We start from the raw sequence: 16,761 nt of genomic DNA on the forward strand, positions 1-16,761 counted from the left end.
TTCGTCAAAGTTCTACACAAATTAAATTTCACTTTCTCTATCCGATCATTTGACTAGGAAGCCACAGAGCAATTTCCGGGAACATGTAAAGTAAGACGATGATGACTAACATTGGCAGTAAAAATAGGGTAGCACCCTTATATATTTTGCCAATCTTCAATTCGGGCACCGTACCGTTTAATACCATAATGTTCATTCCATACGGCGGTGAAATGAGAGCCATTTCTACTAAAATACAGAGCACAATACCGAACCACACCAAATCATGCCCTAAAGAACTCATAATTGGGATAACAAACGGCACGGTGATGACGACAGCTGCTAATGAATCCATCACCATACCTAGAAGAATATACATAATGACAATAAGGGTAAACATCGCTAAAGGTGAAATATCCAAACCTAGCAGAAAAGATGAGGCTGCAATTGGCACTTTAGAAATAGCTAACAGATAACTAAACAGAAACCCTGATAGGAGGATTGCATAGATAAATCCAGAATTACGGACCGTTCTCAAAATGGTTTCTTTGAAAATCGACCAAGTAAGCTTCTTTTTGGCAGCAGCTATTAATGTAGAACACATGGCGCCAATCCCAGCCGCTTCTGTTGGGCCAAATAATCCGATAAACATGCCTCCGATGACAATGATAAACAATACAAGAATCCACATAGTACTTTTCAAAGAGAGAATCCGTTCTTTCCAAGAAACCTTTTCCCCTTTTGGAGCCAACTCCGATTTAGATAAAACAGCAATGTAGATCGTAAGGATGAAAAGAAGTGCCAGCAATACCCCTGGAATAATCGCCGCAAGAAGTAGATTTCCGATCGACTCTTCTGTCAGCATGCCATAGACGATCAAGAACGAACTTGGCGGAATTAATATACCCAAGGTTCCACCAGCGACAATCGAACCACCAGCTAAGCTAGTATTATATTTATTGTTCATCATTTCCTTTGCTGCCATCTGTCCAATCGTCGCTGTATTCGCGATACTGGAACCCGATGCCGCCGCAAATACCGCGGAAGCGCCAATCGTCGCCATACTTAATCCGCCCTTAAATCTTCCCAGCCATTTTTGGAAGGTGGCATATAACTCACTACTGATTCCAGTAAAAGTAAGCATTTCACCCATCCACAAGAACATCGGGATTACACTTAATGAATAACTAAAGCTGTGGGTCCAAATGTTTGATTCCACCGAAGTAGCTAATACCGTCCAGTCCCTAAGGTAAAAAATACCGATAACCGCTGGTAACATCATGGAAATGACGATGGGTACACGCAGCATCATGAGAACTAACATAACAACCAGTGCCAATATTCCAACCAATTCAGCTGACATTGCTGCTTTCCTCCCTTCCTGGTTCGATCATGATTGCCTCTTTCTCAATCCCGCTAAAATATTTGATCATCCTGTTAAGCGCTTCCAATCCCCAAACTAAAAAACCTAAGGAGACAACAAATTTTAGAATGTAGATTGGAAACTCCAGCATTAACGTTTCTTCTTTGGTTACTTGAAAATCATGAAGGGCTGAACCCATAAAAATATAGCCAATAATGAAGCAAAGGACAGCAGTTGCAACATTTCCAAATAGATCAATCGTGTTTTGAATCCATTTTGGTAAGTGGTCGACGATGATTCCAATCTTAATATGCTTGTCCCCGGCTTCCGTGGAAGCAAAAGTGAACATAATCAGTCCGATTAGTAGAATCTGTACAACCTCAACAGCGCCAACAATCGGATGCCCCAAAAACTGAAATACGACGCCCACAACAATGGCTAGCATCATAATAACTAGAACAAACGAAGCAATCCATAAAGTGAAACGTGTCAAATTATCAAGTACTTTCGATATAACGACCACTTACTCTCCTCCTGCCATAAAAAAGATGACGAATAACAAACTTTTATGGTAACTGACCCATACAGATAAAATCATGGATGCTCTGCCTGGTGCTGCTCCGACTTGTTGGGTTTACCTCTTAGCAACGAAACTGCTGCCCCAGCGGCGCTTAATAATGCGGCACCCCAGAACACCGTGTCTAATGCGCTCATGAATAATTCTGGAGGAACAGTACTCAACTCTTCAGTATTCGATGGACCACCCATATCCCGTAACCGAAAGGTAAACAAGGAAACGGCAAAAGAAATCCCCGTTACCATTCCGATATTACGGGTCAGCGCGTTCAACCCACCTGCCAAACCAACCTTCGTACTCGGCACCGATCCCATTAGACTAGAATTATTCGGAGGTTGAAACATGCCCTGACCGACACCAAAAATAGCGATATTCCCCGCCACCAGCCAAAGGCTATTTTCTGTTGATAAAAAAGTTAGTGCAACAAATCCAAGGCCAATTAGCACGAGACCGCCTGAGGTTAAAAAATACGAACCAAATCGATCGGACAACCAGCCAGCTAGCGGTGCAGTCACTCCCATCATCAACGGATAAGTGACCATCACATATCCAGTTGTCCCTGGTGACAACAACAGGACATCTTGGAGAAAAAATGGCATTAAGATAATCACGCAATACATGGCCACGACCGAAAGATAGGCCGTCAGAATACTTGTTTGAAACACCTTGATTTGAAACAAGGAAAAATCCAACATCGGGTAGGCTGTTCGTATCTCCCAGAGATAGAATAATCCCAAAACCACGGCAGCCCCTAGGAGGCCCATTATGGTTTGCCAGGATGTCCAGCCTTGATTTTCCGTTGAAGAAATGGTGTAAAGGAGTGTTGTCATTCCGGTCATAAACAGGACCGAGCCAAAATAATCAAAAGGCACTTTAGTTTGATTGGTCCGCTCTTTTGGCATGATCCATAGACCAGCCGCGAATCCAAGTAGACCAATCGGCACATTAACCCAAAAGATCGACGGCCACCTGAAATGTTCAATGAGGAAACCGCCTAATCCAGGTCCGCTTAATACACCCAATGACACAGCGATTCCTGCAATACCCAGTGCTCTGCCGCGTTCCTTGGCTTCAAATGTGACCGCTACAATCGCTTGGGTGTTTGCCATCACTAGTACCCCGCCAAGGGCTTGAATTACCTTTGCCCCAATCAGCATGATAAAGGTAAACGACAGGGCACTCAGACATGAACCAATCGTGAAGATTAGAAAACCAAAATTGTACAGTCGTCCTTTGCCGAATAGATCGGAAAGATTACCGGCGATCGGCAATAGCGCACAGATGGTCAGGAGATAGGCGGACATGACCCATTGTACGACAGTGATGGATACATGGAATTCGGCACTTAGGGTCGGCAGCGCAATACTAGCGATACTGACGTCCAGATTGGTCAAAAACGTTCCAATCGATACGATGGCCAAAATCCACCATCTACGTGGGTGGGCCAATGTCCTCTTCTCCGAACTCATGTGATTCACGGGCGCCGCTTTTTCGTAAGCTTTTTCTGCCATCATTCATCCTCTCTCTCCTCATTCGAAGAGTTACCTAGACAGGGGAGACCTACTCATTTGTTAGGAAATCGGCGAGTAACCGGTTAAATTCATCTGCCTTTTCCCACTGGGCCCAATGCCCGCATTGGGCAAAGATATGCAATCGGGCGTCTGGTAGTTCCCAAATAAGTTTCAGCGCATGATCTAATGAAACAAACCGGTCATCCCTTCCCCAGATTACTAAGGACTTTGCCTGAATTTCTTTAATTCGCGGTGTGATATCCGTAAACAACCCATCCGGTGGAGCTAACTCCCTGCTCTTAATAAAATTTCTGAGATGCTCGCAGTCATTGCTCAGCATACTTTCAAATCTGCTTTGAACAAGTTCTTCAGTAAGTTCACTAGAATCATAGACAAATAGCTTCATTAATTTGTTGAATTTATCAAAACTCGGATTCTCATATTCCTGAAACACATTGAATAGGAGTTTCGTCCCCTCTGTCGGCATAGGATTGAAAAGACTTGGACCCAAGAAGCCCCCAGGACCCATCAAGATCAATTTGTCAAGACGTTCTGGATATTCTAAGGCAAATGCAATCGCACTTTGTCCTCCCAATGAGTTACCAACAACATGGGCCTTCTGTATATCAAGAGCGTCCATTAATTCCACGACTGCCCGAGCATGGACCAGTCTCCGTGGTTCAGCTGTAACAATCGGTCCAGATTTGTGGAAACCTGGACAATCAGGTAAAATGACGCGATATCTCTTTTCCGCAAGTGGACCAATATTTCGAGAATAATTACTCCAGCCTCCAGCGCCTGGCCCGCCTCCGTGCAGCATAATAATTGCTTCTCCTTCTCCTGCTTCGTGGTAATGGAGTTTCAATTCTCCTAGCTGAACGTATTTACTAGTGGATTCTTCAGTGATTACCATTGACATTGATTTGCTCTCCCCTTCTTTTACATAATTAGATTTTATTTATATTTAAAAATAAGAACTCTAGCGTCAGTTTTATTTACCTTATTGAGATTCGGGTGTGTAACCATCCAAATTAAATAGTCTTGGAGGTATTCCTTCACCCAATAGGTATCCACCCAGAGTTCCAGCGGTATCGTCGGAATTTTGTGTCCCATGACAAGCAGCTGCCAAAGTATCTCGTAAGATTCGTTGGATCGGGCTTGAAGAGTAAACCCCACGAGCCCCCAGAGCTCTTTGAAGTAATTGAACGGCGTCAACACATTCCTGACCCACACTTGCTGTATCGAGAACAAAGTGGACATATTCACCTTCTGGAACCCTTTCGCCGCGATTGACATAAGCAGTTGCCTCTCTGACTGCTTGCAGCAATCTAGCTCTTGCCGACCGCACATTTAGAACTGCATTACCTAGACGATCTTTGACGTATGGGCTTTGTGAAGCCTTGTTCCCTCCAGTATTCGTTTTACGAATGGTTGTACGGGTTTTCATGTGTTCCATAAAATGATCAATTGCTCCTTGCGCAAACCCAATCACACCCGATGAAATACAAGCGAAGAATACAAAGGTTTGATGAAGTTGGTACAAGTTAGGACGATCTGACCATGGCTGGTCAATAATACTATGTGAACGATGATCAGGGACAAAGACATTATCAATAACAACACTCTTACTCCCCGTTCCCTTCAAACCAAATACGTACCAGTTGTCAAGAATCGTATATTCGCTTTTTGGTATTAGGAAAGCCCGATGATCTGGCTTGGACTCGTCTTCACTGACCACATATGCCCCAACAATCGTCCACTGGGTATGATCACAACCGCTAGACGTTGGCCATTGACCGCTTAGAATCCAGCCGCCATCTACCTTTGTTGCTTTTCCGACCGGAGCATAGGCAGACCCAATCAACGCATTACTATTTTGATTCCATATATCCTCTGCTGCTTCCGGAAGGAGCCCCATTTCCCAATTGTGAACCCCAAGAACGGCCAGGTTCCACGCAGAGCTAGGACAGCCCCGCCCAATCTCCATTAGCACTCGACAAAACACAGCAAGGTCCATCTCGTATCCACCCCAGCGTGCAGGCTGAGTAATTTTAAAGAAACCCGCTTTCCGAAACTTTTCAATCGTATCCACTGAAACTTTGCGGGCATTCTCCGTTTCCTCAGCTCTTTCCTTTAACCAAGGAATCATATCGTGGGCACGCTGTACTAATTCTTCAGCGGTTACCGATGTCTTTTCTTTCTGAATCGTCATAGTTTCTTTCCTCCCTTTCATCTAAAAACCTCAAATTCGGTTTCGCCCAAAATATTTATTCTGAAACTTTTGCTAGAGTTTTTTGAGCTATTGGTTTATGCCCCCATGCGCTAGATTCATAGTGGACCTTCACTTTCCATTCCTCTTCCTCTTCGATCACGATTCCGCCCCATCCATATTCGATCTCAAAGCCTGACGGAGACTTGATGTAGAAAGTAAGTGCCTTGTCGTTAGGGTGCTGACCTAGTCCCTTAGCAACATACCCGGCTTTTAAGCAACGGTCGTAAGCCAATCCAACGTCCATCATGTCTTCTACCTGAAACATCGTGTGGCGGATCCGTTTTGGATGTGGTGCTTCCATTGTGGCAATGGTATGGTGACGACCAGTAACAGTATGGAAAAAAGCACCATCTACAAAAACACCAGGCTTTACTTCAATTCGAACAATATCAGAAATGCGCATCCCTAATACATCGCGATAGAACGTCACACTCTCTTGATAATCCTTCGCAATTGGTACCAAATGACCGATCCCGAGTGGACCGGTCACAAATCCAGTCCCGACCAAAACTTTAGAATGAAAAGGTTTTGAAGCACGTGCCAAGGCTGGTCCGCAATAAAATTCATGCTTGAAATTACCGCTTGGATCGTCACAAACATATACCTTCTCTACACGTCTTCGCATCTCCAATTCTTTCCCGCCGTTATTTATCTCGATACCAGCTGCATCAACCTTTTGGACAAACTGTTCTAACGCTTGTTCATTTTCAAACTCCCACCCAGCTACCAACAAGTCATCATCATTGCTCTTCTCAAGGATAATCCGTTGCTCGTACTGATCCATCCGAAGAGTCAACAGGTTTTCTTCTCGCCTGCCCACCTGTAAGCCCAGAATATCGACAGCAAATTTTTCCCAATCGTCCAAATCACTGACACCAAAAACTGAATATCCCAGACAGGTAATTTCCGCCATTGTCAAATCCCCCTTTTTAAAAATGAATCGTAACCGCTTACAAAAGTGATAAATTTGATTTGTATTTCATGCTGCACTCTGTGCAAAACTACTTACCCCTAATCGAATAAGAAAGTAATTGATTAATAGGGCTGACAATTCCCCCTTATGAAAACAAATCTAAATCACCAGGTCACTTAGAACGTGTGAATATTCTAAATATTCTTATTTACAAGGAAATTGTCTTTGTCTTTTATGACAGCTGTGATAAAATATTTTTAAAATCAAAGACATAACCCGCGAACAAGTTTTTATTTCTATATTGGTTTGACACCTGATTGAAATAAAAACTTAAAATGAGTTCTTCCTTGTCTACAGGTGAGATGTTTTCTCAAAATACTGAATCATTCAAAAAATATGACAACTCGGTGGTATGTGTTTATCCTAACAAGGATATAGAACACTTGTAAAATGGAGTTGATTGTAACATTAACAACATTAAAATGATTATTTCATCGGAGTCAGATCGTACTTTAAGAGAATCGAGAGGAATATTTTAGGAGGTAGTAGATACATTTAAGGAAGATATATTTTTAATCGGAGTAGATAGGTACATAAAAAAATTATCATTTTTATTATTCGATAATGCTGAGGTGAGGTATTCAATGTCCTATAAAATAAACAAGATCCTAGAAGAAGCATGTATTGAATTTGAACGAATGGTTAATAAGGTGAGCAAAAATCGAAGTCGAAAGATTGTAACTACCCAAGATGTTGTGATGAAATATGCCGATAAACTGAAATATGAAAAAAATAACCATTTACTACTAGTTGAGGATCAAATAAAAGATGACCTGCAAACTGCTGAAGAAGGAACGAATGAACGGAAGATTATCCAGCTCCAAAAACGAATTATTGAAGAAGCGCTACGGCTCCGTAAGGAAAGTAAGAATAGCTTAACACATCCAATTGAACGTAATTACGTCGAAGCACCTATTTTTTCAGCGTCTGTTCCGAAGCAGCACACCCTATTAAAATTAAAAAACCACGAAGGCAAAATTACCGAAAATAGATCAGGTTATCGCAAAATTGAATATACCTCAGAAACCGGGGACTATCTTACCCCGTTCGATTTCAAAACATTTGCCGGTTTGCAAAAACTTTGGGAAATCAAGGGGAGGAATAAAAACTTTGGATTTACTTATCCCGAATTATGTCGAGTGATCAATGCAAATGTCGATGGAGGGACCTATGAGATCCTACGGGCTAGTATTATAAAACTATCACGTACGACAATTAGGATTGAGGACTATGAAGATAAAGAAATGAGCGAGCGAATCAACACACATACTCATTACTTGATTCATATTAATCAAGTGCCAAATCAACAAAATAAATTGTTGATCATTCGATTAAATGATCACTTGCATCATGGTCTAGAATCTGGAAACATTATCCATATCAATCTTTTAACCTTCCAAGATTTCAAAACTAATATATCTGCAATGTTATACCCCCTACTCACCAGTTTAATTAAAAATCGAAGAAGGCTTGATTTGGATAAATTAATTAACAATTTGGTTTTGAACCACATGGACCGAAGAAAGGCTTTAAAATTATTAAGAGAGGCTTTTGATGAGTTTTTAGAAAATCAAATGATATCAAGAGCAGAATTTATCCGCGAAGGCAGATCGTTTAGGTATGTGGAAATCGAATATCCTGATCAACTTTTAACAAATTTTAATGACCAAGGTGTATTTGAAAGTTTTTCCTTCCTAGATACTTCCTGGCTCTAGAAAATTATGTTTAAAAAATAAAAAAGCGAAGGGAATCTCCCCTTCGCTTAACCAATTTCTTACTAAATCATTTGAGGTAGTTTCTTTAACAGAATGATATTTTCAAATATTATTTTCAGGCAATGGGTGTTTCTTCTGAAAGGAAACGATAGCGTCCACAATAGAAAATAAGTGGTTCAGAATCTTCATTTAGTTGAAGATCCGTTACTTTCCCAATAAAAAAGGTATGATCCCCCTCCACATGTTCAGCTGAAACTTCACACGAGACTTGTACGATAGCCCCTGGCACCACTGGTTGACCACCAAGTCGATCAAAGGCAACCCCATCATGTTCCTTTAACTGACCTGCGAAAATCATTGAAACTGTTTGTTGGTCGGAAGCAAGGATATTCACTGTGAATTTTTGACTTTCCTTTATTTTATTTAAAATTTTTGCATTCTCTCCAATTGAAACCACCACCAGCTTCGGTGATAGAGAAACGGACATAAAAGCATTTGCTGTCATGCCATGCGGTTCACCCTCTACTTCTGTGACAATTACGGTTACACCCGTAGCAAATTTCCCCATCGCATTACGGAATTGACGATCATCCATCAAAAAAACCCCTTTCATTGTTCAACATCATTTGTCTAAAAATATAGTAACTATTTCCGTTGATGAATGTCAATAATATTCTGAATTTTTTAATCGTGCACTAGAAAACTATTGTTTTATTTTGATGGACGATAATACGGTCTTCAATATGCCATTTAACCGCTCGAGCCAAGACACTTCTTTCAATTCTACGACCAATTTTTTTAAGACTATCGACATTATCATGATGATCAACTCGACTGATGTCCTGTTCAATTATTGGCCCTTCATCTAGGTCATTAGTTACATAATGAGAGGTTGCACCGATCAATTTCACGCCGCGATCAAATGCTCGTTCATAAGGTCTTGCACCTACAAAGGCCGGTAAGAATGAATGGTGAATATTAATAATCTTATTTGGGTTTTCTTCGACAAATTTCGGAGATAGGATTTGCATATAACGAGCCAAAACGACGAAATCTATCTCGTACTCTTTTAATAGTTTAAGTTGTGTAGTTTCGGCTTGTCCACGAATATCTTTATTAGCAGGAACGTAATAAAATGGGATGTTCAAACCTTCGACAACCTCTTTCGCCGTTTCATGATTACTGATCACAAGGGCGATGTTTGTCATTAAATCTCCACTTTGCCATTCCCATAATAGTTCTAGTAAACAATGAAGCTCTTTTGATACAAAGATTGCCGCCTTTTTCACATGATAGACATGAGTAAAGTTCCATTCCATCGAAAACTGTTCAACGATTTCCGCGAACTGGTTTTCCATCTCTTTTGCTTTTTCCTTTAAGTTAGGGCATTCAAATTCAATTCGGATAAAAAAGGTACCGCCTTCGGGATTGGTCGAATATTGACTTGATTCAATAATATTTGCATTATAGGAAAATAAAAATTGGGAAATTGCAGCAACAATTCCTGGTTGATCGGGGCAACTAACTAATAGGCATCCCCTGTTTTTATTTTTTTCTTTGAATAATTCAATTTGATTTTTTATATATGCATTCATGTTTACAAAACCTCTCTGCCTTTGTTGAACACATTATACATTAGATAGACTTATTAGTTAATTGTTTTTTTGAAAATTTCTAATTGGAGGAACATTCGGGATACTGTTTCATGATCATAAAAATAAATAGCAACTTCTTAATTCTATTGGCTACTTTTCCTTCAACTTTTTCACGATTTCTAATACTCAACCATAAAAAACCTGAGTCTACATATCTAGAAGACTCAGGCAGCTATTTTAGAAAAATATTAAGGACGTACTCCTTTAAATGTAAATTTATGTTTGTGATTGTCCCAAGTATAAACAGCGGTAACAGGATCCCATCCTCCATTTTGGCGGTACTTTTTCCATTCCTGATAAATTTTATTCTTGGAGATACGAATATCTACATCTCCTGTAACATTTAAGATTCGAATAAGTTTCCCTTTTTGCATTCTGTAAACAACAGCTCGTTCACTGCCTGGCAACCAAGAATTTAGGGTTATGATCTGATACTCGCCTTTTGCTGGATTAAATACTCTTAATTTCGGTGTATCAGCATCCTCATAAATTAATCCGTTTGCAACATATATAACCTTTTTTCCTTTTACCAAATACATTCTACCTTGTTTAGTTAAGATGACCGTCTCGGCTTTATGGTCCTTGTCCAAATCTACAGTGACTTGTGTTCGAATCGTCTGTTTAGGGTACTTGGATTTAAAGATGGATGTACTTGAGGCAGCCAATGATGAAATTGGATGGCTAAGCGTTAACAACAATACCAGGGATAAAGTAAAAATAATACCAGTCTGCTTTTTAGGCATTTTTTCTCCTCCTTATCATATTCACTTCTATTATAGAAAAAGGAAAATATTACATCAACCAATATTTTTTTGCCATAATATATTTGCTGACAACGAGCCGATTTCCGTTGTAGAGACAGCTCCAACTTTATTTGCAAAATTGAGGTACTCCTCTAATTGAAATAGCTTAAACGGCAGACCTTTTTCATGAAAAGAATACAAAAGGGCTGACATGAAGGCATCACCTGCACCGGTTGTATCGATGGCCTTTACACTAGGTGCAGGAACAAATACTTTGTTCTCATTAAAAATTGCGTAAGCGCCCTTGCTTCCCATCGTAATAAAGAGATAAGGAATCTTCATTTTAGACAATTGATCTATTCCAGCCTCCAGTGAATCTGTTTCCGTTAAAAAATGAAGTTCATCTTCAGCGAGTTTCACGATATTTGCATATTTAAGAAAGGCAGAAACTGTTTGGCGACAATGTTCTTCACTTCCCCAACGCTTTAAACGAAGATTTGCGTCAAAGGCAATGATATTTCCAGCTTCCTTGGCAAACGTCAGCGCAGATTCAGTTGTCTTTTTTGCTTTTTCTTGAAAAAGAGTTCCTGAACCAAAATAAAAAATCTTTGCCCTCTCAAAAACTTCCCTTCTCAATTCATCTTCAGTTAACACTTCATCTGGAGTCGGGTTCACATATGAATGAAAATACCGCTCACCATTTTCGCTAATATGAACATATACACCACAAATTTTCTTACTCGATGTGTTAACTGTAAATGACGTATCAACACCTTCTTTCGTGAATTCTTGTTCTACAAATTGACTAATTACATCGGACCCTAGTTTGCATAAATAATAAACAGGAATTCCAAGTCTCCTTGAACCAACTGCTACGTTAACGGTAGCTCCGCCCAACAACTGCATATATTTGGTATTGGATTGGTCTATTGAAATAAAGTCTACAAATGCTTCTCCTAGTGAAATGACTCCATTTTGATCCAAGATGGTCCTCCTTCATTGATGTATCTATGATGATTATATGAAAAAACCTCCTCAATGAAAATGTTGAGGAGGAAAATGACAATTATCCTTTGATTGTTGCGTTCCGCAGTTCGATCCGACGAATTTTTCCTGAATCTGTTTTAGGTAGTGCCTCGATATATTCAATCACCCGCGGATACTTATAAGGCGCTGTTAAATTTTTAACAAATCCCTGCAATTCCTTGGTTAACTCCGCTGTACCGAGAGTTCCTTCCTGCAACACAACAAATGCTTTGACAACGTTTCCTCTGATTGGATCCGGCAAAGCGACGACCGCACATTCTTTCACAGCCATATGTTTCATTAAGGCATCCTCCACTTCAAAAGGTCCAATCGTATACCCGGAGCTGATAATCACATCGTCTTTTCGACCCTGGAACCAATAATAATTATCCTCGTCCTTCATCGCACGGTCACCCGATAAAAAGTACTGACCTTGATAGGAAGAAGCAGTGGTCACGGGATTTTTATAATACTGTTTAAATAAGGCAGGAAAATCACCTCTAATCGCAATCGTCCCGACTTCATTTATAGGAGCAGGTTGACCATTTTCATCAACGATTTCAATAAATTCTTGTAAAAGCGGCTGCCCCATTGATCCCAATTTGTTCTCATTGGTATTTAAGTTTGCAATCAATAACGTACTTTCTGTTTGACCATATCCATCGCGAATCAGGATATTAAATTGATTTTTAAAAACATCAATAACTTCACGATTAAGCGCCTCACCTGCCGAAACCGCAGTATGTAAATCGATGAGATTAAAGCTTGATAGATCATTTAATTTAGCCATCATTCGATATTCGGTCGGTGTGCAGCATAATACATTTATTTTGTTATCTTGAAGAATCCTTAGATATTTGTGCGGATTGAATCTGCCATGATAGATAAACCCGGTTGCACCTGAACCCAATATCGATAAAAATGGACTCCACACCCATTTTTGCCAACCTGGGGAAGCCGTTGCCCATACCAGATCCTCTTCACTAATATTCAACCATTTTGAGGCAGCGATTCTTAAATGAGCATAGCCCCATCCATGACTATGGACAACTCCCTTTGGTTGCCCGGTTGTTCCGGATGTGTATGCTAAAAAGGCATAATCCTCACTCAGCGTATCCACATCGCTAAAGGTTCCAGATTCATTTTCCACTAACGCTTCTAGCGAAATCCAATTGGGTACCTCTTGACCAAAGGCGATTTTAAATTGTAAAAATGGTGTTTCCTCACTTATATTTTCGAATTCACTAATTAATTCAGAATAAGAAATGACAGCTTTCGCCTCTGAATGATTCAAGCGATAAACTATATCCTTTGCCCGTAAAAGTTCTGAAGTTGGGCTTATCACTAATCCTGCTTTTAAACAAGCTAAATAGATGATATAAGACTCAATGAGACGAGTGGTCATGACGACAACCCGATCACCTTTCTCTAATCCTAATTTCGTTAACCCATTGGCAAGTTTATTTGCCTTCGTGATTAACTGAGCATAAGAGATTGTTCTCGTTTCCCCGAGCTCATTTTCCCATCGCAAAGCGATTTTATTGGAGTCATGCTTGGATATTTCACTTGCTAAATTAAAGTGCTCTGGTGCGATCAATGATTTCAAATCCACAATTGTCAATCTCCATTCTTAGTAGTTTTAATTTGAGTTCCCCGGATAACTATGTGTATTGGTTAGTACCTGGTTATAATATAAGATACTAAATAATATTCACTCTTACAATAATAACACTTTAAAAATCTATGTAAATTATTTAGTCTTTGGAAATATATCTAATACTAAGCCTTATTATTTCCTACAGGTCCTACCAAATACAAAAGCCAACTATAAAAAATAGTTGGCCTCGCTAGGTTTATTCAAATAACGGACTTACGGCTTTTTCATTATGAATCCGGTCGATTGCCTCAACTAACAATGGGGCAACTGAGATCGTCTTTATTTTACTGATTACTTTCTCACTTGGTAATTCAATCGTATTTGTTACCACTAATTCTTTAATCGGAGAGGCTTCAATTTTCTCAATTGCTTTGTCTGTAAAAACAGGATGTGTACACCCTGCAAAGATGGCTTTTGCCCCGCTCTCTGCCAGTGTCTTCGCTGCTAATACAATGGTTTCCCCTGTATCAATTAAATCGTCAATAATAATCGCATTTTTTCCTTCTACATTACCAACTACACTTGTGGTTTCGAAAGCGTTTTCTTCAAATCTTCTTTTATCGATTAGCGCAATCGGAGCATGTAATAGATTAGCCATTTTCCTTGCTCTGCCAATACTGCCATTATGTGGCGCAACAATAACAATATCTTCTAATTCTTTTTCTTGAAAATACTGTCCAAGGATTGGAACACCATTTAAATGTTCAACAGGTATATCAAAAAATCCTTGAATTTGTGAAGTATGGAGGTCCATTGTAAGGATACGATCTGCTCCCGTAGTTTCTAAAAGGTTTGCGACTAATTTTGCTGTAATCGGCTCTCGTGAACGGGCTTTTCTGTCTTGTCGTCCATATCCATAGTATGGAATGACAACGTTGATGATTCCGGCAGAAGCTCTTTTTAAGGCATCAATCATGATGAGTAGCTCTAAAATATTATCATTGACCGGGTAGGAAGTGGATTGAACTATATATATTTCACTGCCGCGAACACTTTCTTCGATATGGATTTGAATCTCGCCATCACTAAAATGAGATACAGAACATTTGCCTAGCTCACAGCCCAAAAGTTCTGCCATCTCAGTTGCTAGCTTTTGATTTGAATTCAATGAAAAAAGTTTAAACCGCTTGTTTTGTTGATATGTCACCTTAGATCCTCCACACTATTTCAATTTCTAAATAATTTGTCCTCACTTATTTTACTATAATCTTCTTCACAATGGTAGGCATTCGAAAGATTGAAAATTTATTCATGCTTTATATGCTCTGATTTAATTCCTTTAATAGAAAAAATTAATTTTTGAAGGAGTATTTTACCTCTAATTTAGAAGATCATTCTTTCTATTTGCAACTTAGCGGAAAGAGAGTGGATAAACGCCTTTTTTGAGCCCTATTTTTATGATTTCTTAAACAAGTTCAACTGCACCGCATACATTATTATTGAACAAGCTTAGAAAGAAAAGGAGGTGAGTTTCTGTGAGTCCTAACCATTCTTCCTGCGGCATTTTTGGAATTTTTCTTGGATTTTTAACAGGTGCAATTTGGTTATTGTTTGTCTTATTTCACTGGGTGACACTATTGCTTGGAGTAATTGGCCTAAGTGGTTTATTTGTTACTGTTTTAAACTTCCTAATTGCTTTAATCGGCTTCCTTGCATTCCTAATTTTTGGTTTATTCCTATTCAAGAAAGCATGGCATCACTGTAAATGAAATAGCAGTGAGGATTAAAACAACTTGGAATTATTAATTTTCTGCAAGAAAACAAAACTTTAAGACAGCCTCTAATTAGAAGCTGTCTTTTTTAATATTTTTAATTTTTATCCATGTATGGCCATTTCATTAACAGCAAGTGCTGCTTCACCAATTGCTTCAGCCAGTGACGGGTGGGGATGGATGGTATGAGCAATATCCATCGCGGTTGCATTTAATACACGGGCAAGTCCTACTTCTGTAATCATATCTGTTACATGTGGACCAACCATATGGGCTCCTAACAGCTTATTCGTTCCTTCTTCAACCACAAGTTTGACAAAACCATCTGATTCACCAAAAACCAAAGCCTTTCCAATCGCCCGGAATGAAAACTTACCAGTCTTCAATTGATATCCTTTCGACTTTGCTTCTTCTTCTGTAAGTCCAACACTTGCTACTTCTGGGCTGCTATATACACATTTGGAAACCAAAGTAGAATCAAGTGATGCAGGGCTTTTTCCGGCCATTTGTTCAATCGCGATAATTCCTTCGTGTGAGGCAACATGGGCAAGCTGCAGGCCGCCAATCACATCACCAATGGCGTAAATATTCGGTTCATTCGTTTGATAAAACTCATTTGTTTTAATAAAACCACGGTCCAGCTCAATGGCCATCTTTTCAAGACCTATACCTTCTGTATTTGGTAATCGCCCAACGGATACCAAAAGTTTATCTGCAGAAAATGGCGTTTCTTTTCCTTTATGCTCCGCCTTAATCGAAACACCCTCACCTTTTTCAAGCGTTTCCGGAAGCACCTTTGCACTAGTGACGATCTTTACACCCTTTTTCTTCATTAAACGCTGGATTTCCTTGGAAACATCTAGATCTTCTGTTGGTAAAATACGATCAGCATATTCAAGCACGGTTACTTGTAATCCGAAGTCCACGAGCATTGATGCCCATTCGATTCCAATTACTCCGCCGCCAACAATGATTATCGAATTAGGAAGCTTCTCCATTTTAAGCGCTTCGTCCGATGTCATCACATACTTGTCATCTACTTCCAGGCCAGGCAGTGTTCTTGGACGAGAGCCTGTTGCAATGATAATATTCCGCGGGCTTAAAATGACTTCCTCTTCACGATTGTTCAATTCTACTAATACATCTTTTGACTGCAAGATACTGCCTTTCCCGTCATAAACATCTATCTTTCCTTTTTTCATTAAATGTTGGACACCTTTAAAGAGGCGATCGGTAATTTCTTCTTTCCGTGCTTGTACTTTTGAGAAATCAAGTCCAACTTCTGGGGCAACGACACCATACTTATCCGCATGTTTTGTTTGAGCGTATACTTCTGCGCTTCTTAATAAAGCCTTACTTGGGATACAACCTGCATGAAGGCATGTTCCACCGATTTTTCCTTTTTCGATAACCGCCGCTTTTAAGCCTAATTGTGAAGCGCGTATGGCAGCAACATACCCGCCTGTTCCACCGCCGATAATAACCACATCATATTCTTTTGTCATCTTCGTGTCTCCTTTAAAATTCTAGAAAATGTATAGGAAAACTTGGAATAATATGAATAAAATATCTCGATGA

General features: G+C 39.7%; 15 protein-coding genes. 2 read left to right on the forward strand and 13 right to left on the reverse strand.

Going from position 1 to position 16,761, the window contains the following annotated elements:
* Positions 1-37 precede the first annotated feature (37 nt).
* From BDR01S_RS06720 to BDR01S_RS06745, 6 genes are all read right to left on the reverse strand, one after another.
* Positions 38-1,342, reverse strand: a complete 1,305-nt coding sequence (locus tag BDR01S_RS06720) for a TRAP transporter large permease (RefSeq protein ID WP_066255259.1) — start codon at positions 1,340-1,342, stop codon at positions 38-40.
* Complete coding sequence (locus tag BDR01S_RS06725) at positions 1,332-1,865, reverse strand: TRAP transporter small permease (protein WP_066255262.1); 534 nt, start codon at positions 1,863-1,865, stop codon at positions 1,332-1,334. The genes BDR01S_RS06720 and BDR01S_RS06725 overlap by 11 nt, the downstream gene beginning before the upstream one ends.
* A 71-nt stretch (positions 1,866-1,936) precedes the next feature.
* The gene (locus tag BDR01S_RS06730) at positions 1,937-3,430 is read right to left on the reverse strand and encodes an MFS transporter (protein WP_418303028.1); all 1,494 of its coding nucleotides are present in this window, start codon (positions 3,428-3,430) and stop codon (positions 1,937-1,939) included.
* A gap of 49 nt (positions 3,431-3,479) precedes the next feature.
* Complete coding sequence (locus BDR01S_RS06735; RefSeq protein WP_082797329.1) at positions 3,480-4,349, reverse strand: alpha/beta fold hydrolase; 870 nt, start codon at positions 4,347-4,349, stop codon at positions 3,480-3,482.
* 81 nt (positions 4,350-4,430) lie between these two features.
* Complete coding sequence (locus tag BDR01S_RS06740) at positions 4,431-5,642, reverse strand: acyl-CoA dehydrogenase family protein (RefSeq protein ID WP_066255265.1); 1,212 nt, start codon at positions 5,640-5,642, stop codon at positions 4,431-4,433.
* 55 nt (positions 5,643-5,697) lie between these two features.
* Entirely contained in the window at positions 5,698-6,615 is a 918-nt protein-coding gene (locus tag BDR01S_RS06745; RefSeq protein WP_066255267.1) for a VOC family protein, read from the reverse strand.
* Positions 6,616-7,259: 644 nt separating this feature from the next.
* Here BDR01S_RS06745 and BDR01S_RS06750 point away from each other — a divergent pair.
* The gene (locus BDR01S_RS06750) at positions 7,260-8,390 is read left to right on the forward strand and encodes a hypothetical protein (RefSeq protein WP_066255269.1); all 1,131 of its coding nucleotides are present in this window, start codon (positions 7,260-7,262) and stop codon (positions 8,388-8,390) included.
* 115 nt (positions 8,391-8,505) lie between these two features.
* On the opposite strand, the gene BDR01S_RS06755 is transcribed toward BDR01S_RS06750, so the two are convergent.
* The 6 genes from BDR01S_RS06755 to BDR01S_RS06780 form a co-directional block, all read right to left on the reverse strand.
* Positions 8,506-8,985, reverse strand: coding sequence for a flavin reductase family protein (locus BDR01S_RS06755; RefSeq protein WP_066255272.1), 480 nt, complete (start codon positions 8,983-8,985; stop codon positions 8,506-8,508).
* A 100-nt stretch (positions 8,986-9,085) separates the two neighbouring features.
* Positions 9,086-9,985, reverse strand: coding sequence for a formyltetrahydrofolate deformylase (purU, locus tag BDR01S_RS06760; RefSeq protein WP_066255273.1), 900 nt, complete (start codon positions 9,983-9,985; stop codon positions 9,086-9,088).
* 248 nt (positions 9,986-10,233) lie between these two features.
* The gene (locus BDR01S_RS06765) at positions 10,234-10,788 is read right to left on the reverse strand and encodes a hypothetical protein (RefSeq protein ID WP_066255276.1); all 555 of its coding nucleotides are present in this window, start codon (positions 10,786-10,788) and stop codon (positions 10,234-10,236) included.
* A gap of 54 nt (positions 10,789-10,842) precedes the next feature.
* Positions 10,843-11,772, reverse strand: a complete 930-nt coding sequence (locus tag BDR01S_RS06770; protein WP_066363071.1) for a carbohydrate kinase family protein — start codon at positions 11,770-11,772, stop codon at positions 10,843-10,845.
* Positions 11,773-11,854: 82 nt separating this feature from the next.
* Positions 11,855-13,426 (reverse strand): acetate--CoA ligase, encoded by a 1,572-nt coding sequence (locus tag BDR01S_RS06775; RefSeq protein ID WP_066255281.1) that lies wholly within the window; start codon positions 13,424-13,426, stop codon positions 11,855-11,857.
* Positions 13,427-13,667: 241 nt separating this feature from the next.
* Positions 13,668-14,618: a ribose-phosphate diphosphokinase gene (locus BDR01S_RS06780; protein ID WP_066255284.1), complete on the reverse strand. Its 951-nt coding sequence runs from the start codon at positions 14,616-14,618 to the stop codon at positions 13,668-13,670.
* Positions 14,619-14,946: 328 nt separating this feature from the next.
* Between BDR01S_RS06780 and BDR01S_RS06785 the strand changes: the two genes are divergently transcribed.
* Complete coding sequence (locus tag BDR01S_RS06785) at positions 14,947-15,180, forward strand: ABC transporter (RefSeq protein ID WP_066255286.1); 234 nt, start codon at positions 14,947-14,949, stop codon at positions 15,178-15,180.
* Positions 15,181-15,287: 107 nt separating this feature from the next.
* Here BDR01S_RS06785 and lpdA read toward each other — a convergent pair whose 3' ends face one another.
* A complete protein-coding gene (gene lpdA, locus BDR01S_RS06790) occupies positions 15,288-16,688 on the reverse strand; it encodes a dihydrolipoyl dehydrogenase (RefSeq protein ID WP_066255288.1) in 1,401 nt (466 codons plus the stop codon).
* Positions 16,689-16,761: the final 73 nt, after the last annotated feature.

The sequence above is a fragment of the Neobacillus drentensis NBRC 102427 genome (genome assembly GCF_001591445.1).
Taxonomy (GTDB): Bacteria; Bacillota; Bacilli; order Bacillales; family Cytobacillaceae; genus Neobacillus; species Neobacillus drentensis.